This is a genomic window from Streptomyces sp. NPDC051582 (genome assembly GCF_040681715.1).
Classification (GTDB): domain Bacteria; phylum Actinomycetota; class Actinomycetes; order Streptomycetales; family Streptomycetaceae; genus Streptomyces.
Map to the genome: position 1 here is coordinate 26693 of NZ_JBFAZJ010000044.1, position 19975 is coordinate 46667.

Annotated in this window: 13 protein-coding genes, 1 tRNA gene and 1 pseudogene; 1 reads left to right on the plus strand and 14 read right to left on the minus strand. The window is 73.0% G+C overall.

What is annotated here, in order from left to right:
- Positions 1 to 154: 154 nt before the first annotated feature.
- The 11 genes from AB0M92_RS35630 to bldG form a co-directional block, all read right to left on the minus strand.
- Positions 155 to 228, minus strand: a tRNA-Thr gene (locus AB0M92_RS35630).
- Positions 229 to 354: 126 nt separating this feature from the next.
- Positions 355 to 1923 (minus strand): alpha/beta hydrolase, encoded by a 1569-nt coding sequence (locus AB0M92_RS35635; RefSeq protein ID WP_366106504.1) that lies wholly within the window; start codon positions 1921 to 1923, stop codon positions 355 to 357.
- 171 nt (positions 1924 to 2094) lie between these two features.
- Positions 2095 to 3306: a DNA polymerase III subunit delta' gene (locus AB0M92_RS35640; protein WP_366106505.1), complete on the minus strand. Its 1212-nt coding sequence runs from the start codon at positions 3304 to 3306 to the stop codon at positions 2095 to 2097.
- A gap of 102 nt (positions 3307 to 3408) precedes the next feature.
- Entirely contained in the window at positions 3409 to 6705 is a 3297-nt protein-coding gene (gene tmk, locus AB0M92_RS35645) for a dTMP kinase (RefSeq protein ID WP_366106506.1), read from the minus strand.
- A gap of 228 nt (positions 6706 to 6933) precedes the next feature.
- A complete protein-coding gene (topA, locus tag AB0M92_RS35650) occupies positions 6934 to 9756 on the minus strand; it encodes a type I DNA topoisomerase (RefSeq protein WP_366106507.1) in 2823 nt (940 codons plus the stop codon).
- A 335-nt stretch (positions 9757 to 10091) separates the two neighbouring features.
- Positions 10092 to 10223, minus strand: coding sequence for a hypothetical protein (locus AB0M92_RS35655; protein ID WP_366106508.1), 132 nt, complete (start codon positions 10221 to 10223; stop codon positions 10092 to 10094).
- Between the two features lie 179 nt (positions 10224 to 10402).
- Positions 10403 to 11908, minus strand: coding sequence for a class I SAM-dependent methyltransferase (locus AB0M92_RS35660; RefSeq protein ID WP_366106509.1), 1506 nt, complete (start codon positions 11906 to 11908; stop codon positions 10403 to 10405).
- 97 nt (positions 11909 to 12005) lie between these two features.
- Positions 12006 to 12572 carry a small secreted protein gene (locus AB0M92_RS35665; RefSeq protein WP_366106511.1) on the minus strand — a complete coding sequence of 189 codons (567 nt, stop codon included), beginning with the start codon at positions 12570 to 12572 and terminating at the stop codon, positions 12006 to 12008.
- Positions 12573 to 12745: 173 nt separating this feature from the next.
- Positions 12746 to 15154: a sodium-translocating pyrophosphatase gene (locus AB0M92_RS35670; protein ID WP_366106512.1), complete on the minus strand. Its 2409-nt coding sequence runs from the start codon at positions 15152 to 15154 to the stop codon at positions 12746 to 12748.
- Positions 15155 to 15527: 373 nt separating this feature from the next.
- A complete protein-coding gene (locus AB0M92_RS35675) occupies positions 15528 to 15968 on the minus strand; it encodes an ATP-binding protein (RefSeq protein ID WP_366106513.1) in 441 nt (146 codons plus the stop codon).
- A gap of 118 nt (positions 15969 to 16086) precedes the next feature.
- Positions 16087 to 16428 carry an anti-sigma factor antagonist BldG gene (gene bldG / locus AB0M92_RS35680; RefSeq protein ID WP_030152678.1) on the minus strand — a complete coding sequence of 114 codons (342 nt, stop codon included), beginning with the start codon at positions 16426 to 16428 and terminating at the stop codon, positions 16087 to 16089.
- A gap of 81 nt (positions 16429 to 16509) precedes the next feature.
- On the opposite strand from bldG, the gene AB0M92_RS35685 reads away from it, so the two are divergent.
- Positions 16510 to 18963, plus strand: a complete 2454-nt coding sequence (locus AB0M92_RS35685; protein WP_366106514.1) for a DEAD/DEAH box helicase — start codon at positions 16510 to 16512, stop codon at positions 18961 to 18963.
- A gap of 189 nt (positions 18964 to 19152) precedes the next feature.
- On the opposite strand, the pseudogene AB0M92_RS35690 reads toward AB0M92_RS35685, so the two are convergent.
- The 3 genes and pseudogenes from AB0M92_RS35690 to AB0M92_RS35700 form a co-directional block, all read right to left on the minus strand.
- Positions 19153 to 19413, minus strand: a pseudogene (locus AB0M92_RS35690) (Rv3654c family TadE-like protein); the annotation flags it as partial.
- Positions 19410 to 19787, minus strand: a complete 378-nt coding sequence (locus tag AB0M92_RS35695; RefSeq protein WP_366106515.1) for a TadE family type IV pilus minor pilin — start codon at positions 19785 to 19787, stop codon at positions 19410 to 19412. The gene AB0M92_RS35695 and the pseudogene AB0M92_RS35690, both read right to left, overlap by 4 nt.
- A complete protein-coding gene (locus tag AB0M92_RS35700) occupies positions 19774 to 19914 on the minus strand; it encodes a DUF4244 domain-containing protein (protein ID WP_366106516.1) in 141 nt (46 codons plus the stop codon). The genes AB0M92_RS35695 and AB0M92_RS35700 overlap by 14 nt, the downstream gene beginning before the upstream one ends.
- Positions 19915 to 19975 lie beyond the last annotated feature (61 nt).

Consider the following 19975-nt stretch of genomic DNA (forward strand, 5'->3'; position numbering starts at 1 on the left):
ACTCCGCAGTCGGACCGCAAGTCCGCCGAGAAGGACTGACGGCCCCTCCGCTCACGCATCGGTATCCGGCCGCCCCGGCCACCCCTTGCGCCGAACGACCCCGGAAATAGCAAAACCCCCAGGTCACGGCGAGTGAGTCCTGGGGGTTCTACAGAGCCGCCTTCGGGATTCGAACCCGAGACCTACGCATTACGAGTGCGTTGCTCTGGCCAGCTGAGCTAAGGCGGCACCGCTGGATAGACAAGGGTTCCCTTGGAGAGGAGCTCTCATCAGCAGCGGCGCCAAGTCTACAGGCTCAATCGGGGTGCCCAGAACCGCATTGCGCGGGGGTGGGACATACCCCCCACATCGGGCTCATGTGCACTTCTTGCCGTCCTTCGGCGGGGTGCCCTGGAGGAGGTACGTGTTGATCGTCGTGTCGATGCAGGTGCTGCCGCGGCCGTATGCCGTGTGGCCGTCGCCGTCGTACGTGAGCAGGACGCCCGAGTCGAGCTGCTCGGCCAGGCCCTGGGCCCACTTGTACGGGGTCGCCGGGTCGCGGACCGTGCCGACCACCATGATCGGCGGGGCGCCCTTCGCCGTCAGGGCGCCGGCCGCGCCGGTGGCCTTGACCGGCCAGTACGCGCAGTTCAACGAGGCCCAGGCCAGGCCCGCGCCGAAGACCGGGGACGCCTTCTCGAAGGAGGGCAGGGCCGCGTCGACCGCCTCCGGGCCGACGAAGGCGGGCGGCTGGTCGAGGCAGTTCACGGCGGCGTTCGCGAACATCAGGTTCGCGTACTTCCCGTCCGGCTCGCGCTCGTAGTAGCTGTCGGCGAGACCGAGCAGGCCGGATCCGTCGCCGCTCATCGCCGACGCCAGCGCCTCGCGCAGCTGCGGCCACGCGCTCTCGTCGTACAGCGCCGCGATCACGCCGGTCGTGGCGAGGGACTCGCCCAGCGGGCGGGCCGGATCGCCGCTGGGCACCGGCTGGGCGTCGACCTTGCGGAAGAACTCCTGGAGCCGCTCCGCCACCGCCTCCGGACCGCCCTTGCCGAGCGGGCAGTCGGACTGCTTCGCGCAGTCCTTGGCGAAGGAGCGCAGCGCCGTCTCGAAGCCGCCGGTCTGGTCCCGGTTCATTTCGAGCGCCGGACGGGAGGGGTCCATCGCGCCGTCCAGGACGAGTCGGCCGACCCGGCCGGGGAAGAGGTTCGCGTACGTCGCCCCGAGCAGGGTCCCGTACGAGGCGCCGACGTACGTCAGCTTCTCGTCGCCCAGCACCGCGCGCAGCATGTCCATGTCACGGGCCGCCTCGACGGTGGAGACGTGCGGCAGGATCCGCTGCGAGCGCGTCTTGCAGCCGGCGGCGAACTCCTTGAACGCGGTCACCAGCTCGGCCCGCTCCGCCGCGTTGTCCGGCGTCTGGTCCACCTGCGTGAACTTGTCCATCTCCGGTCCGGTCAGGCACTGCACCGGGCTGCTGCGGTCCACCCCGCGCGGGTCGAAGGAGACCATGTCGTACTGGGCGCGGACGGGAGCCGGGTAGCCGACGCCCGCGTACGCCTGGAGGTACCCGATGCCGGAACCGCCCGGGCCGCCCGGGTTGACCAGGAGCGAGCCCAGCCGCTTGCCGGGGCCGGTGGCCTGGCGGCGGGCCACCGCGATGTCCACGTCCTGCCCGGATTCGGGGTGCGCGTAGTCCAGCGGAGCCTTCATCGTGGCGCACTGGAACCCCGGGACACCGCAGTCGCGCCAGCTCAGCTTCTGTTCGTAGTACGTGCGCAGCGCGGCCGGGACCGCGTCCGGAGCCGCCAACCGCGCGATGCCCCCGGCGGCGGAGGCGGCCGCTCGCGGGCCCCCCGATCCGGCCGAGGTGCACCCGGAGAGCAGCAGCCCGGCGGCTGCGATCGCGATTCCGGTGGTACGCAGCAGGCGACTGGTGTCCATCCTCGGAGCCTACGGCCTGCGGGGCGCCCCGGCCGGGCGAGCGCACGCCGACCGGCCGACCGCCGCCCGGGGGCCCGCCGCAGGCCCGCCCGGAGCCCGCACCGCCCGGCCCGGCCTTCCCGGATCGCTCATACGGGTGAGGCGGTCAACGCGCGCGGGTCACCGGGGTGCTCAGCCCGCGCGCAGGGACATCGTCATCGCCTCGACGGCGAGGAGCGGGGCCACGTTGCGGTCCAGGGCATCGCGGCAGGCGATGATCGCCTCGATCCGGCGCAGCGTGCGCTCCGGTCCGGACGCGCGGGCGATCCGTTCCAGGTCGCCCCGTATCTCCTCGTTCGCGATCGCCAGCGAAGTGCCGAGCTGGAGGGCCAGCACGTCCCGGTAGAAGCCGGTGAGATCGGTCAGCGCGAGGTCGAGGGTGTCGCGCTGGGTACGGGTGCGGCGGCGCTTCTGCCGGTCTTCGAGCTCCTTCATCACGCCCGCGGTACCACGCGGCATCCGCCCGCCCGTCCCGGCTCCGGCGCCGAGCGCGGCCCGCAGGTCCTCGGTCTCCTTCGTGTCGACCTCCTCCGCGACCTGCTTGGCGTCCTCGGCGGCGGCGTCGACCAGCTCCTGGGCGGCCTTGAGGCAGCCGCCCACGTCGTCGACGCGGAGCGGGAGCTTCAGCACGGCGGCCCGGCGGGTGCGGGCGGATTCGTCGGTGGCGAGCCGGCGGGCCCGGCCGATGTGCCCCTGCGTCGCGCGCGCGGCGGCCGCGGCGACGGCGGGCTCGATGCCGTCGCGCCGGACCAGCACATCGGCGACGGCGGCGACCGGCGGGGTGCGCAGCGTCAGATGGCGGCAGCGGGAGCGGATGGTGGGCAGCACATCCTCCAGGGAGGGAGCGCACAGCAGCCACACGGTCCGCGGCGCGGGCTCCTCCACGGCCTTGAGGAGCACGTTGCCCGCGCCCTCGGTCAGCCGGTCGGCGTCTTCCAGGACGATGACCTGCCAGCGGCCCACTGCCGGGGAGAGCTGCGCCCGGCGGACCAGGTCGCGCGTCTCCTTCACGCCGATGGACAGCAGGTCCGTGCGGACGATCTCCACATCGGCGTGCGTGCCGATCAGGGTGGTGTGGCAGCCGTCGCAGAAACCGCAGCCCGGTTCGCCCCCGAGGGCCCGGTCGGGGCTGGTGCACTGGAGGGCTGCCGCGAAGGCCCGGGCGGCGGTGGCCCGGCCGGAGCCGGGCGGGCCGGTGAACAGCCAGGCGTGGGTCATCTTGGACGCGGCGGGCTGCGCGGTCCCGGCCCCGACGGCGGTGACCAGGGCGTCGGCGTCACGGGCGGCGGCGGCCAGCTGCGCCTGCACCCGCTCCTGCCCCACCAGGTCGTCCCATACGGGCATCCCGCCCACCGCCTTTCACCGGCCGTCATCGCCTCGGCCGTCCGTACCGCTCGTCCTGCCCCTGCCCGCCCCCAGTGTGGCGTGCGCCACTGACAATCCCCGTCAGCGGCGGCGGCGCGGACCGCCTTCTTCGCCCTCGTCGTCCCGGCGCGATCCGAGCAGCTCGTCCGCGAGGGTCGGCAGGTCGTCCAGCGGGGTCTCCTCGGCCCAGGCGGGCCGCTGCCGACCCGGCCGTTCCGACCGACCAGGCCCGTCCTCCTGGCGCTGCTCGGCCGGGCGGCCGTCGGCGCCGAAGACCGGGAGCTCACGGGTCGCGTCCTCGCCGGCGTCCCGGAAGATGCCCGGCGGCACCCGGTCGGCCGGGCTCTCCTCCGGACGCCGGGCGGTCGGCCGCGTGGCGGACCGGGCCGGGCCGGACGGACCCTGACCGGCCGGAGGGCTCGTACGGGACGGCCGTACGGGCGGCAGGACCGCCGTCTCGTCGGTCGGGCCGGAAGCCGGTACGGGCGGCAGGACCGCCGTCTCGTCCGCCGGACGGGCCGGCGCAACGGCGGGCAGGACCGAGGTCTGCGCCGCCGGGTCGATCTTCGGTACCGGGACCGTCTGCGTCACGTCGTCCGGCTGGACGACCCGCTTGACCATCGGGGTCTCCACCGTCACGTCGTCCGCCAACGGCTCCTTGGTCATGGGCACCTTGGGGGCGGGAGCCGCAGGAGCCGGAGCTGCCGGTTCCGCAGTGGGCACAGGGGTCGCAGCCGGTGCCGAAGCAGCCGCCGCAGCCGAAGCCGCCGCAGCGGCCTGAGCCGCCGCCGCTGCCGCCGAGGCCTCCGCCAGCCGGCGCGCCTCCTCGGCCCTCAACAGGGCTTCCTCGGCCCGCCGCTGCTTCTCCAGCCGCCGCTCCTCGGCCTCGGCGCGCAGCCGGGCCTCCTCCTCGGCCTGCTTGCGCAGGCGCTCCTGCTCCACCGCGCGGGCCTTCTCCTCGGCCTCCGCGCGCAGCCGCTCGGCCTCGGCCCGGGCACGGGCCTCCTCCTCGGCGCGCAGCCGCTCCTCTTCCGCCCTGCGGGCGGCCTCGGCCTCGGCCCTGATCCGGGCGGCTTCCGCCTCGGCCTTCAGCCGGGCTTCCTCCTCCGCGCGCAGCCGCTCTTCCTCCGCCTTGCGCGCCGCCTCTTCCTCGGCCCTGCGCCGGGCGTCCTCCTCGGCCTTGCGCCGGGCCTCGGCCTGAGCCGCCACCTCGGCCTCCGAGAGCGGGAGCATCCGGTCCAGGCGGTGGCGCACGATGGTGGTCACGGACTGCGGGTCCTGGCCCGCGTCGACCACCAGGTAGCGCCCGGGGTCGGCCGCGGCCAGCGTCAGGAACCCGGCCCGCACCCGCTGGTGGAACTCGGCCGGCTCCGACTCCAGCCGGTCCGGGGCCTCCGTGAACCGCTCGCGCGCCGTCTCCGGCGATACGTCCAGCAGCACGGTCAGGTTCGGTACGAGCCCGTCGGTGGCCCAGCGCGAGATCCTGGCGATCTCGGTCGGGGACAGGTCGCGCCCGGCGCCCTGGTACGCGACCGAGGAGTCGACGTAGCGGTCGGAGATGACCACCGCGCCGCGCTCCAGGGCGGGTCGCACGACGGTGTCCACGTGCTCCGCGCGGTCGGCGGCGTACAGCAGCGCCTCGGCGCGGTTCGACAGTCCGGCCGAGGAGACGTCGAGCAGGATGGAACGCAGCCGCTTGCCGACCGGGGTGGCCCCCGGCTCGCGGGTCACGACGACCTCGTGGCCCTTGCCGCGTATCCAGTCCGCCAGTGCCTCGACCTGCGTGGACTTTCCGGCGCCGTCGCCGCCCTCCAGGGCGATGAAGAACCCGGCGTCGGACGCCGCCTGCACCGGCTCCCCGCCGCGCAGCGCCTCGCGCAGATCGCGGCGCAGCGGTACGCCGCTGCGGTCGTCGGCCTTGGCGAGCACCACGACGGCGACGGGCAGCAGCAGGGCGCCGACCAGCATCAGGGTGAAGGCGGCCCCGCCGTGCGCGAAGACGACGTCCCCGGCGGCCAGCCGGTGCGGGCCGATGGCCGCGGCCAGGACCGGCGCGAGGACCGCGCCGATGCCCACGGCCACGCGTACGACGGCCTGCAGGTGCTCGGTGACCCGGGCCCGGCGGAACTCCTCGGTCTCCTGGTCGAGCAGGGTGTGCCCGGTGTTGGCGGCCACGCCCGCGGCGGTGCCGGCGAGCAGCGACAGGAACAGCACGGTCGCGGTGTCCGGCACCAGCCCGGTCAGCAGCAGCGCGAGCCCGGCCACCGCGATGGCCAGGGCCAGCAGCCGGCGCCGGGACAGCGCGGGCAGCACCTTGCCGGCCTGCGCGGCGCGGATGCCGATCGCGGTGCCGCCGAGCAGCGCCAGGACGAGCAGCGAGAACGTGGCGGGACCGCCGCCCAGGTCGAAGGCGTGCAGCACCGCCACGGCCGCGGCACCGGCCACGGCTCCGGCGACGGCGGCGCAGGCGAGGACGAGCAGCGGAATGGCCCCCGTACGCCCCTTCTCCGGCCGGTCCCCCGCCTTGGGGGCGCGCAGGCCCTCCAGCGGGGACCGCGGGCGCGGGGTCTTCGCCGCGGGCAGCACCAGCGGGAGCAGCAGCGAGATGGACGCCGCGAAGAGGCCGGCGGCCACGTACGAACCCAGGGCGGCCTGGTTCTCCGCGAACCAGTCGACGCCCAGCCCGAGGGCCTTGCCGACCAGGGTCGCGACGAGCAGGACGGCGGCGGCGACGGGCAGCGCGGCGAAGGACGTGCGCAGGTTCAGCCGGCGCAGGGCGTCGAGGTGGTCCGGCAGCGGGCGTACGGTCGCGCCCTCCGGCGGCGGCGAGGGCAGCAGGGCGGGCGCCGCGCTGTCCTTGGCCAGGGTCCACAGCCGCTCGGCGACGCCGGAGACGAAGACGGTGGCCAGCAGCGCGGTCAGCGCGTGGGCCGGGATCCAGTCGAGCCAGAGCGGGGCGACGACGAACAGGCCGAGCCGGATCCCGTCGGCGCCGATCATCGTCCAGCGGCGGTCCAGCTTGCCGCCGCCCTCCTTCGGGGCGAGGAGCTTGGCCAGCGGACCGAGCAGGACGGCGCCGAAGATCAGGGTCGCGAGGATCCGGACCCCGAAGACGGCGGCGATGGTGAGGGCCCAGCCCTGGTAGCCGCTGCCGAAGGTCTCTTCGGAGACGGCGCTCTGGAAGGCCAGCAGCACCAGCACCAGCAGGGCGAGGGCGTCTCCGATGCCGCTCACCAGCTGGGCGCTCCACAACCGACGCAGTCTGGGGGTGCGCAGCAAGGCGCGCACCGCGCGCTCGCGGGAATCCGCGGCGAGGGCTTCGTCGTAGGTGGGGTTCGCGGGGGCGGTCACGACCGTTGGCTGCTCGGCTCGCGTCATCCGCCCAGCCTATCCGCTGTGCTCGGCAGCTGCGGAGCCCTGTGGACAACCATCGGGTGTGACCCCGGCCCCACCGCGTCGCGCAGGCCTCGGGCCCCACCCGTCGCGCAGGCCTCGGGCCCCACCTCGATGCGCAGGCCTCGGGCCCCACCGCCACGCCCCCCTGCCCCACCGCCGCGCAAAAACCCCGGGCCCGTGCGATCCGCACGGGCCCGGGGGGTGGTGGTGTCAGTCGTCCGACGAGGGAGCCGACGCGGCCGCCTTCTTGGCGACCGTCTTCTTCGCCGTCGCCGTCGTCTTCTTCGCGGCGGTCTTCTTGGCCGTCGTCGTCTTCTTCGCCGCGGCCTTCGTCGCCGTGGCCTTCTTCGCGGGCGCCTTCTTGGCCGGTGCCTTCTTCGCCGTCTTCTTGGCCGGGCCCTTCGCGCGCTTCTCCGCCAGCAGCTCGTAGCCGCGCTCCGGCGTGATCGTCTCGACGTCGTCGTCCCGCCGCAGCGTCGCGTTCGTCTCGCCGTCCGTCACGTACGGCCCGAAGCGGCCGTCCTTGACGACCACCGGCTTCTCGCTGACCGGGTCCGTGCCCAGCTCCTTCAGCGGCGGCTTCGCCGCGGCGCGCCCGCGCTGCTTCGGCTGGGCGTAGATCGCGAGGGCCTCGTCCAGGGTGATCGAGAACAGCTGGTCCTCGGTCTCCAGCGACCGCGAGTCCGTGCCCTTCTTCAGGTACGGGCCGTAGCGGCCGTTCTGGGCCGTGATCTCCACGCCCTCCGCGTCCGCGCCGACCACGCGCGGCAGCGACATCAGCTTCAGCGCCTCGTCCAGCGTGACCGTGTCGAGGCTCATCGACTTGAACAGCGAGGCCGTCCGCGGCTTCACCGCGTTCTTGCCCGTCTTCGGGGTGCCCTCGGGGAGGATCTCCGTCACGTACGGCCCGTAACGACCGTCCTTCGCGACGATTTCGTTCCCGCTCACCGGGTCCTTGCCCAGCTCGAACTCGCCGCTCGGCTTCGCGAAGAGCTCCTCCGCGTACTCGGTCGTCAGCTCGTCCGGCGCCAGGTCGTCCGGCACGTCGGCCCGCTGGTGGCCTTCCGCGTCCTTCTCGCCGCGCTCCACGTACGGCCCGTAGCGGCCGACGCGCAGCACGATGCCCTCGCCGACCGGGAAGGAGGAGATCTCCCGGGCGTCGATCGCACCGAGGTCCGTGACCAGCTCCTTCAGGCCGCCGAGGTGGTCGCCGTCGGCCGGTACGACCTCCGACGCGTCCTCGGAGCCGAAGTAGAAACGCTTCAGCCACGGCACGGACTGGGCCTCGCCCCGCGCGATGCGGTCGAGGTCGTCCTCCATCTTGGCCGTGAAGTCGTAGTCGACGAGCCGCCCGAAGTGCGTCTCCAGCAGGTTGACCACGGCGAAGGACAGGAAGGACGGCACGAGCGCCGTGCCCTTCTTGAAGACGTACCCGCGGTCCAGGATCGTGCCGATGATCGACGCGTACGTCGACGGGCGGCCGATCTCCCGCTCCTCCAGCTCCTTGACCAGCGAGGCCTCGGTGTAGCGGGCCGGCGGCTTGGTCGAGTGGCCGTCCGACGTGATCTCCACGGCCGACAGCGCGTCGCCCTCCGCGACCTGCGGCAGCCGCTTCTCGCGGTCGTCGAGCTCGGCGTTCGGGTCGTCCGCGCCCTCGACGTACGCCTTCATGAAGCCGTGGAAGGTGATCGTCTTGCCGGAGGCGGAGAACTCGGCGTCCCGGCCGTCCGACGCGCGGCCGCCGATCTTGACGGTGACCGAGTTGCCGACCGCGTCCTTCATCTGGGAGGCGACGGTCCGCTTCCAGATGAGCTCGTACAGGCGGAACTGGTCGCCGGTCAGACCCGTCTCGGCCGGGGTGCGGAAACGATCACCCGAAGGGCGAATCGCCTCGTGCGCCTCCTGCGCGTTCTTGACCTTGCCCGCGTAGACGCGCGGCTTCTCCGGCAGGTAGTCGGCCCCGTAGAGCTGCGTGACCTGCGCCCGCGCCGCCGACACCGCGGTGTCGGAGAGCGTGGTGGAGTCCGTACGCATGTAGGTGATGAAGCCGTTCTCGTACAGCTTCTGCGCCACCTGCATCGTCGCCTTCGCGCCGAAGCCCAGCTTGCGCGAGGCCTCCTGCTGGAGCGTCGTCGTACGGAACGGGGCGTACGGGGAGCGGCGGTACGGCTTCGACTCGACCGAGCGGACGGCGAACGAGGTGTCCGCCAGCGCAGCGGCCAGCGCCCGTGCGTTCGCCTCGTCGAGGTGCAGCACCTCGCTCTTGAGCTGCCCGTTCGAGCCGAAGTCGCGGCCCTGCGCGACGCGCTTGCCGTCCACCGTGTTCAGGCGGGCGACCAGGGTCGAGGGGTCGGAGGCGTCACCGGCGCGGCCGGTGGAGAAGGTTCCGGTCAGGTCCCAGTACTCGGCGGAGCGGAAGGCGATGCGCTCGCGCTCCCGCTCGACGACGAGGCGGGTGGCCACCGACTGGACGCGGCCCGCCGACAGCTTCGGCATGACCTTCTTCCACAGGACCGGCGAGACCTCGTAGCCGTAGAGGCGGTCGAGGATGCGGCGGGTCTCCTGGGCGTCGACCATGCGCTGGTTCAGCTCGCGCGGGTTGGCGACGGCGTCGCGGATCGCGTCCTTGGTGATCTCGTGGAAGACCATCCGGTGGACGGGGACCTTGGGCTTGAGCACTTCCTGCAGGTGCCACGCGATGGCTTCGCCCTCGCGGTCCTCATCGGTGGCGAGGAAGAGTTCGTCGGACTCGGCCAGCAGCTCCTTGAGCTTCCTGACCTGGGCCTTCTTATCGGCATTGACGACGTAGATCGGCGCGAAGTCGTGTTCGACGTCCACGCCGAGACGGCGGACCTCGCCGGTGTACTTGTCGGGAACCTCGGCCGCGCCGCTGGGGAGGTCGCGGATGTGCCCGACGCTCGCCTCGACGACGTATCCCGGGCCGAGGTAGCCCTTGATCGTCTTCGCCTTGGCAGGGGACTCGACGATGACGAGTCGGCGGCCGCCCTTTGCGGTCTCGCTAGTCGGGGACAACTTGGCTCTTCTCTCCGGTCGGCACTCGGTCGCGGTACGGCGACGCTGCGGAGTGTGACGGTACAACCCGCCCCCGTGTCAAACGGCGGAAGCCCGCAACGGCCACTCGAACGGTAACCCGACAAGTGCCATTTCTGCCGCCCGGATACCGCGCCGGACCCGTAGCGATCACCGGGCCGGGTGGCCAGGGGGCCGTCTGGCCCCGCCCCCGCACCCCGTCCGGCGTCCCGTTCACGACGCGGATCCGGGCGGGTCGGCGCGCCGGTGACCGGGTCGGGAGGAGTCGGGACCGAGTCGGTCCCCGGGCCGCGACCGGGCCGGGACCGGGCCGGTGATCAGGCTCCGATCAGGCGCACACCCTCGGCCACCGGCGCCCGGCGCGCCGCGAACGCCCCCGTGCAGCCCGGCAGATCCGCTGCGGACAGCGGGAACCCGGCCGCCGAGAGGATCTCCGGACCGCTCTCCATGCCGTTCCCCCCTTACTCCCACCTGCTCCCGGACCGCTCGGCGGGCCCCGTACGGATCCCCCCGGATCCCGCCGGCCGCGGCGCGTGCGCACCCCTGGGCGGGAGCCCGCCGCGCGCCCTGCGGCGGCCCGCGAACCCCGGGTTACCCGATGGTTTCGGCCACGCTCGCCACGGCCCCGTCAGCCCTCGGCCGGCTCCAGGAACCCCTGCTCGACCAGGACCCTGATCGCCTCCGGAGTCCGGTCCCGCAGCACCACGGGATCCTCCTGCACCAGGTGCGCGATCGCGTCCAGGATCCGGCCCGCCGTGAGTGAGCCGTCGCACACTCCCGCGAAGCCCGCCCCGACCGTGTCGACCTTGGTCGCCCGCCGCATCCCGCGGTTCTGCCGCAGGACCACGTGCTCCGGATCCTCCGCGCCGGGCGCGCCGACCTGCTCCTGTACGACCTCCGCCGCCAGCACGAAGCGCGCCTCCAGCAGGGCCGCGTCGTCGTGGTCGCGCAGGTAGTCCTGGCGGACGAAGTGGGCCACGACGGCGTCGCCGAGCGGCTGCTCCACCGAGTGCGGCCACTCCTCGACCACGATCGACGGCTCGGCCGCGCCGCTGCGCCGCAGGGTGATCCAGCCGAAGCCGACGGCCTTGGTCTTGCGCGCCTCGAACTCGTCCAGCCAGTCCTCGTACCGCCGCGCGTACTCGGCCGGGTCGGTGCGGTGGTCGCCCGCGTCGCGCAGCCACAGCTCCGCGTACTGCGTGACGTCCTGCACGTCACGCTGCACGATCCACGCGTCACAGCCGCGCGGCACCCAGGCGCGGACCCGGTCGTGCCAGTCCTCGCCCTCCACGTGCTGCCAGTTGCCGAGGAACTGCGCGTACCCGCCCGGGTTGAGGTGCTCGCCCGCCTCCTGGACGAGGGTCCGGCACAGGTCGTCGCCGCCCATCCCGCCGTCGCGGTACGTCAGCCGGGCGCCGGGGGAGATCACGAACGGCGGGTTCGACACGATCAGGTCGTACGTGGCCCCGCCGACCGGCTCGAACAGCGACCCCTGGAGCAGCTCGGCCTCCTGGGCGCCGGACAGCGCCAGGGTCAGCCGGGTGAAGTCCAGGGCCCGGGGGTTGACGTCGGTCGCGGTGACCCGGGTGGCGTGCTGGGCGGCGTGCAGGGCCTGGATGCCGGATCCGGTACCGAGGTCGAGGGCGCTGCCGACCGGGGTGCGGACGGTGATCCCGGCCAGGGTGGTGGAGGCCCCGCCGACTCCGAGGACGACGCCCTCCTCGCGGCTGCCGATCCCGCCGGCCCCGCCGACGGCGCAGCCGAGGTCGGAGACGATGAACCAGTCCTCGCCGTCCGGGCCGCCGTACGGGCGCACGTCGACGGTGGCGTGCACCTCATCGCCCTCGCGGCGCAGCCAGCCGTCCGCCAGCGCGGTCTCGACGGGCAGCGCCCGGGCGGCGTTCACGTACGGCTCCGGCTGCTGGAGCAGGAACAGCCGGACCAGGCTCGCGAGCGGGCCGTCGCCGCCGCCGCGCGTGGCGCGCAGGGCGGGGACCGTCTCACTGCGGGCCAGCGCGGCGTAGGCGGGGGCGCCGAGCAGGTCGAGCAGGCCGTCGGCGGTGAAGCCGGCGGCGAGCAGGGCCGTGCGGAGTTCGGCGGCGCGGTCGGGCGAGGGAAGGCTGGTGGTACTCACCGGTCCATTGTGTCGGCTGCCGCCCCCGATGCGTATGCCGCGCGGCCGCTGACGCCGCTGATGCCGACGATGCGTGCGCCGGCGGCCGCGGGCCACCTCACTTCGGCGACGCCGCGGGAGCCGCGACCTGGCAGCCCTTCTGGCCGTTCATCGCCTTGTCCAGACCGCCCGCCTTGAGCGTGCTGAGCGCGTTCTTGCCGCCCTGGGTGGCCGCGTCGAGTCCGCCCGCCACCTCCTTGAGGCCGTCGGCGAACTTCGTCTGGTCCTTCGGGTCCAGACCCTCCATCTTCGTCTTCAGGTCGGCGTAGCCCTTGGAGGACTCCTCGAAGCCCTTGATCGCCGTGGCCTGCGTCGTCTGACCGTCCTTGACCGGCGGAACTCCGGCCCCCTGCAGGGCGGTTCCCATCGCCTGGTACGACGCGGACATGGTCCCGAACGCCGCCGAGTCGGTCGTCTGCACCTCTTCGGGCTTGCTGCTCTCGGTCGCCACCCGCTTGATGTCCGCGTTGGCGGTCTCGATCTTCTTCAGCTCGGGCTGCCACTTGTCGCAGACCTTCTTGGCCCAGGCGTTGGCCTTCTCGTCCCCGTCGTCGCCGCCGCAACCGGACAGCACGAGCATCAGTACCGCACCGCCGGACACCGCGGCCGCAAACTTCTTGTTCACCGGATTGGTCCCTTCGAAGGCTCTCGGCCCGGAAGATACACGCCCGCCATCCGAGCACGCAGAAAGGCGGACAGACGGCGCGTCAGTCCGCGCCGCCTGTCCGCCGTTCGGTCGTATCTTCGAGTCCTTGGGCCGACCGGGCCCGCGGACCCCTCCGAGGGTCACCGCTCGGGTCAGGAAACCACCGCGGGATCGGCCTGCTGGGCCGTCCGCTCGGCGGGCGCGCCGTCACCCTCGGCGTCGTCCCCGACCGCGATGCCGCGGCGCTTGGAGACGTACACCGCGCCGATGATGACGGCGATGGCCAGGACCGCGACGATCGCGCGCACGGTCGCGCTCGTGTCGGGGCCGTAGCTGAACTGCACGACCGCCGGGGCGATCAGCAGCGCCACCAGGTTCATGACCTTGAGCAGCGGGTTGATCGCGGGACCCGCGGTGTCCTTGAACGGGTCGCCGACCGTGTCGCCGATGACGGTCGCGGCGTGGGCCTCGCTGCCCTTGCCGCCGTGGTGGCCGTCCTCGACGAGCTTCTTCGCGTTGTCCCACGCGCCACCGGAGTTGGCGAGGAAGACGGCCATCAGGGTGCCGGTGCCGATGGCGCCCGCGAGGAACGAGCCGAGCGCACCGACGCCGAGCGAGAACCCGACCGCGATCGGGGTGAGGACGGCGAGCAGGCCGGGCGTGGCGAGCTCGCGCAGCGCGTCCTTGGTGCAGATGTCCACGACGCGCCCGTACTCGGGCTTCTCGGAGTAGTCCATGATCCCGGGGTGCTCGCGGAACTGGCGGCGCACCTCGTAGACGACGGCGCCCGCGGAGCGGGAGACGGCGTTGATGGCGAGGCCGGAGAACAGGAACACGACCGCCGCGCCCAGGATCAGGCCGACCAGGTTGTTGGGCTGGGCGATGTCCAGGCTGAGGTTCATCTCCCCGGCCTTGGCTCCGACCTCCTTGATCGCGCCCGCGATGGCGTCGCTGTACGAGCCGAACAGCGCGGCAGCGGCCAGCACGGCGGTGGCGATCGCGATGCCCTTGGTGATGGCCTTGGTGGTGTTGCCGACGGCGTCCAGGTCGGTCAGGACCTGTGCACCGGCGCCCTCGACGTCGCCGGACATCTCGGCGATGCCCTGGGCGTTGTCGGAGACGGGCCCGAAGGTGTCCATGGCGACGATGACGCCGACGGTGGTGAGCAGGCCGGTGCCGGCCAGGGCCACCGCGAAGAGCGCGAGCATGATCGACGTACCGCCGAGCAGGAACGCCCCGTACACGCCGAGGCCGATGAGCAGCGCCGTGTAGACGGCGGACTCCAGGCCGATGGAGATGCCGGCGAGGATGACGGTGGCCGCGCCGGTCAGGGAGGACTTGCCGATGTCCCGGACGGGACGGCGGCTGGTCTCGGTGAAGTAGCCGGTCAGCTGCTGGATCAGGGCCGCGAGCACGATGCCGATCGCCACGGCGACGAGGGCCAGGATGCGCGGGTCGCCCTCGTGGTTGGTGATCGTGGCGTTCTCGACGCCGACCAGGTCCTTGTAGCTGGAGGGGAGGTAGACGAAGACGGCGATCGCGACCAGGACCATCGAGATCACGGCGGAGATGAAGAAGCCGCGGTTGATGGCGGTCATTCCGCTGCGGTCGGAGCGGCGCGGGGAGACCGCGAAGATGCCGATCATGGCGGTGACCACGCCGATCGCGGGGACGATCAGCGGGAAGGCCAGGCCGAGGTCGCCGAAGGCCGCCTTGCCGAGGATCAGCGCGGCCACGAGGGTGACGGCGTACGACTCGAAGAGGTCGGCCGCCATGCCGGCGCAGTCGCCGACGTTGTCGCCCACGTTGTCGGCGATGGTCGCGGCATTGCGCGGGTCGTCCTCCGGAATGCCCTGCTCGACCTTGCCGACCAGGTCGGCGCCGACGTCGGCGGCCTTGGTGAAGATGCCGCCGCCGACGCGCATGAACATCGCGATCAGGGCGGCGCCGAGGCCGAAGCCCTCCAGGACCTTGGGGGCGTCGGCGGCGTAGACCAGGACGACGCAGGAGGCGCCGAGCAGGCCCAGGCCGACGGTGAACATCCCGACGACGCCGCCGGTGCGGAATGCGATCCGCATGGCCTTGTGCGAGACGTCGGTGAGGTCCTTGGCGGGCTCGCCCTCGGCGGGGGTGGCCTCGCGCGCGGCGGCGGCGACGCGCACGTTGGCGCGGACCGCGAGGCGCATGCCGATGTAGCCGGTGGCCGCCGAGAAGAGGGCGCCCACGAGGAAGAAGGCGGAACGCCCCGCCCGCTGGCTCCAGTCGTCGGCGGGGAGCAGGAAGAGCAGGAAGAACACGACGACGGCGAAGATCCCGAGGGTGCGCAGCTGCCGGCCGAGGTAGGCGTTGGCGCCTTCCTGGACGGCGGCGGCGATTTTCTTCATGCTGTCGGTTCCCTCGTCGGCGGCGAGTACCTGGCGGACCAGGATCTGCGCGACGACGAGTGCGGCAAGTGCCACGGCCGCGATCACCATGACGATGAGCCGATTGTCATCGGTGAGTACGGCTGCTGCCAGATCGGAGTTTCCGACCGGCGCGTTGGGGGTGAAGAGCCCCGTCATTCGTCCTCCTTGACGTGATGAGCTCAAGATGTGGACGGATTGTAGGGAGGTCTCCGCGATCAAAACAGTGCGCAGGAAACGGAATTGGCCTGCTCTTGCTCCTCAGCAATAGATCGCGTCACTCCATTACCCCCGAAAGAGGTAATGGGACAAAGGCATTGACGCCTGATCATCGATCTAGGAAATACCGTGAGATATGAAAAAAGGCCCTGCTCAGCAGGGCCTTGATGAAGATCGGAAGAATCTCCGGAGCATGGGATTCGCGGGACCGGCGGGATGTGCGCAGCCGATGGGAGTGCCCGGCCGGGCGAGACCGGCGGGAACGGCGAGACCGGCCGGACTGCGAGACCGGCCGGACTGCGGGACGGCGGGGCTACGGGTGATCCGACGCGCCGGACACGGGCCAGCTCATCCGGATGGTCCCGCCCCCCTCGCCGCTCGTCACCTCGACGTCGTCGACGAGCCCGCTGATCACCGCGAGGCCCATCTCGTCCTCGGTCTCGGTGTCCGGGTCCAGGGTGGCGTCGATGCCGGACACGGCGCCCTCCGGGCCGCCGGCCGGTCCGGGCACCTCGTCGCCGACCTCGATGGAGAACAGCTTCTCCTCCTCGGTCAGGACCACCCGGACGGGCGCGGTCAGCCCGTTGCTGAGGTGCAGACCGACGGCGCGCGAGCAGGCCTCGCCCACGGCGAGGCGGACCTCGTCGAGCACGGCTTCGTCCACGCCGGCCCGGCGCGCCACGGCGGCCGCGACGAGGCGGGCCGTCCGGACGTGTTCGGGCTGGGCGCTGAAGCGCAGTTCAACGGTGGCCATGCGCGTCCCCCTCGGACTACGGGCGTGCCTTACAGGGACCCGGACCGCTGTCGGCCCGCGCCCCCGCTCCTCTTCGGCTCCCCCCGCGGCGCCTTACGGCGCCGGGAGGGGGAGACCGTCAGTCGGTGGCTGCGACGGCGTCTTCCACGGTCGTGTGGATCGGGAACACCTTCGTCAGGCCGGTGATGCGGAAAATCTTCAGGATGCGCTCCTGGTTGCACACCAGACGCAGCGAGCCCTCGTGCGCACGGACGCGCTTGAGACCTCCCACCAGCACACCAAGCCCGGTGGAGTCGAGGAAGTCCACTCGCTCCATGTCGACAACCAGGTGGTAGCTGCCGTCATTCACCAACTCGACCAACTGCTCGCGCAGCTTGGGCGCGGTATACACATCAATCTCGCCACCGACCTCCACGACCGTACGGTCGCCGACAGTGCGAGTCGACAGGGACAGGTCCACGGATCCTCCAGCACCTTGCTATCGAGCGGCGCCCCCCAGGGGCCTCCCCACCCGTAGGCAGGGGAGGGATTGGCTGCCGCGATGGCATTCAATCACTTACCGGCAGGCGCGCACGACGCCTTCCGACCATTGTCCCGCACGCCGGTGACACACTCGGTTCCAATGGCCAATACTCACCGTCCCGGTCGGCCCACGGCACCCGAGGACCCTCGACCCACTCCCGGCACGGTCCTGGACCGGCTCTCACGGGGGCCTTCTAGAGCTGCGCGCATCACCCATACGGAGCACTTGCCCCCTCGGGAGGGTCGTCATGCAGTCTGGCCCGACCGCATCCGAACGGATGTCGTGGCCGCGATCCAGGCAGCGGGCATCGAACATCCGTGGGAGCACCAGGCGGCGGCCGCCGAGCACGCCCTGGACGGCGAGTCGGTGGTCGTCGCCACCGGCACCGCCTCCGGCAAGTCGCTGGCCTACCTCGCTCCCGTCCTCTCCGCGCTCGCGGACGGCGCCGAGGCCGCGAACGGGCGGGGTGCGACCGCGCTCTACCTGGCTCCGACCAAGGCCCTGGCCGCCGACCAGCGGCGCGCCGTACGGGAGCTGGCAGCTCCCCTCGGCAACGCGGTCCGGCCCGCCGTCTACGACGGCGACACGCCGGTCGAGGAACGCGAATGGGTGCGCCAGTACGCGAACTACGTGCTCACCAACCCCGACATGCTGCACCGGGGGATCCTGCCCGCCCACCCCCGCTGGTCCTCCTTCCTGCGCGCGCTGCGCTATGTGGTCATCGACGAGTGCCACACCTACCGGGGCGTATTCGGCTCCCACGTGGCCCAAGTGCTGCGCCGCCTGCGGCGGCTGTGCGCCCGCTACGGCGCCGATCCGGTCTTCCTGCTGGCCTCGGCCACCGCGAGCGACCCGGCGGCCGCCGCGTCCCGGCTGACGGGCATGCCGGTCCTGGAGGTCGCCGACGACGCCTCCCCGCGCGGCGAGGTCGTCTTCGCCCTGTGGGAGCCGCCGCTGACCGAGCTGCGGGGCGAGAAGGGCGCCCCGGTGCGCCGCACCGCCACCGCCGAGACCGCCGACCTGCTGACCGACCTGGTCGTCCAGGGGGTCCGTACGGTCGCCTTCGTCCGCTCCCGGCGTGGCGCGGAGCTGATCTCGGTGATCGCCCAGGAGCGGCTGGCCGAGGTGGACCGGTCACTGCCCCGGCGCGTCGCGGCCTACCGGGGCGGCTACCTGCCCGAGGAGCGCCGGGCGCTGGAGCGGGCCCTGCACTCCGGCGAGCTGCTCGGCCTGGCCGCCACCACCGCCCTGGAGCTGGGCGTGGACGTCTCGGGCCTGGACGCCGTCCTGATCACCGGGTACCCGGGCACCCGGGCCTCCCTGTGGCAGCAGGCGGGCCGCGCCGGGCGCTCGGGCCAGGGCGCCCTGGCCGTGCTCATCGCCCGGGACGACCCGCTGGACACGTATCTCGTCCACCATCCGGAGGCCCTGTTCCGCCGGCCGGTCGAGGCCACGGTGCTGGATCCGGACAACCCCTACGTCCTGGCCCCGCACCTGTGCGCGGCCGCCGCCGAGCTCCCGCTGACGGAGGTGGACCTCGCCCTGTTCGGCCCGGCGGCCGCGGAGCTGATCCCGCAGCTGGAGACGGCCAAACTGCTGCGCCGCCGGGCGTCGGGCTGGCACTGGACCCGCCGGGAACGGGCCTCGGACCTGACCGACATCCGCGGGGAGGGCGGGCGCCCGGTGCAGATCGTCGAGGCGGCCACGGGACGCCTGCTGGGCACGGTCGACGAATCGGCGGCCCACACCGCCGTCCACGACGGGGCCGTCCACCTCCACCAGGGCCGCACGTATCTGGTGAAGCACCTGGACCTGGAGGACTCGGTCGCGCTGGTCGAGGAGTCCAGCCCGCCGTTCTCGACCACCGCGCGCGACACCACCTCCATCTCCGTCCTGGAGACCGAGACCGAGATCCCCTGGGGCCCGGCGCGGCTCTGCTTCGGTTCGGTCGAGGTGACCAACCAGGTCGTCTCGTACCTGCGCCGCAAACTGATCACCGGCGAGGTGCTCGGCGAGGCCAAGCTGGACCTGCCGCCCCGCACCCTGCGCACCCGGGCCGTGTGGTGGACCGTGACCGAGGACCAGCTCGACGAGGCCCGGATCAACCCGGAGATCCTCGGCGGCGCCCTGCACGCGGCCGAGCACGCCTCCATCGGCCTGCTCCCGCTGTTCGCCACCTGCGACCGCTGGGACATCGGCGGGGTCTCCGTCCCGCTGCATCCCGACACGCTCCTCCCCACCGTGTTCGTCTACGACGGCCACCCCGGCGGCGCCGGATTCTCGGAGCGGGCCTTCCACACGGCCCGCGCCTGGCTGACGGCGACCCGCGACGCCATCGCCGCCTGCGAATGCGAGGGCGGCTGCCCGTCCTGCATCCAGTCCCCCAAGTGCGGCAACGGCAACGACCCCCTCCACAAGCGCGGCGCGATCCGCCTCCTCACCCGCCTCCTGGCCGAGGCCCCGCCCGCCTGACGCCCGTACGAGAACCCCGGGCCGGCCGGTGCCGGACACGGCCGGGTCCACGCGGCCGGCGCCCGCCCGGCCCGTACGGGTGCCCGCCCGGCCCGTACGCGTCCCGGACCACCCGGGATCGGGCACGGACGGGCCCGCTCGGGCGCCGATCGTCGGGGTGAAGGGGCCCGTCGCGGGGCGGGCCGCCACCTCGGCGACCTCGCCCCGGACGGTGCAGGCGGTCACCGCCGCGCCCTGGGCCCCCGCGACCCGGCGCGCCGCGGCGCAGGCGGCCTCCGGGCCGTGGGTCCAGGTCGCGGCCGCCGCGAGGGCGGCCAGGTCGGCGGCGGCCGCCGCCCGGTGCCGGGCCACGACCGCCTGGCCGAGCAGCAGCACCCCGCCGAACACCGCCCCGAGCACCGTCGCCACCAGCGCCGCCCACACCGTCGCCGAACCCCGGTCCCGGCTCACGGCGGCGGCCCCACGCCGTCCTCGGCCAAGGCCACCGCCTCAGCGCCGAGCCGCACCGGCAGCCCGCCCGGGCCCGGCGCCGGCGCCGAGACCCGGACCCGCCACAGGTCCCCGTCCCGCTCCAGGCCCACGTGAGCCCCCGGCGGGGCGGCCGCCCGCGCCGCCGCCTCCGCCACGCCCGCCGGCTCGGAGCGGGCCGCCGCCCGGGCTCCGGCCCGAGCCGCGTCCACGCACCGGATCTGCCCGGCCGCCGCCATCAGCGCCCACACCAGCAGCGCCGCGAAGAGCACCAGTGCGGGAATCACCAGGGCCGCCTCCGCCGTCACATATCCCCGGTCGCCCGGTCCCCGGCTCTTTTCCTCAGAACGGCACATCGAGCGCCTTCCCGATGGTCGACTGAAGTGCCGTCGAGACCACGTCACTCGTCACCACCTTGTACAGAACGGCCGCGAATGCACAGGCCGCGATCGTTATCTCTAGTCCTCTACAGATCTCTGGCACATGAGTGCTGAGCTTCGTTTCCCATGCCTCTGAAAGGTATCTACTAGGTGTCTGGAACCTC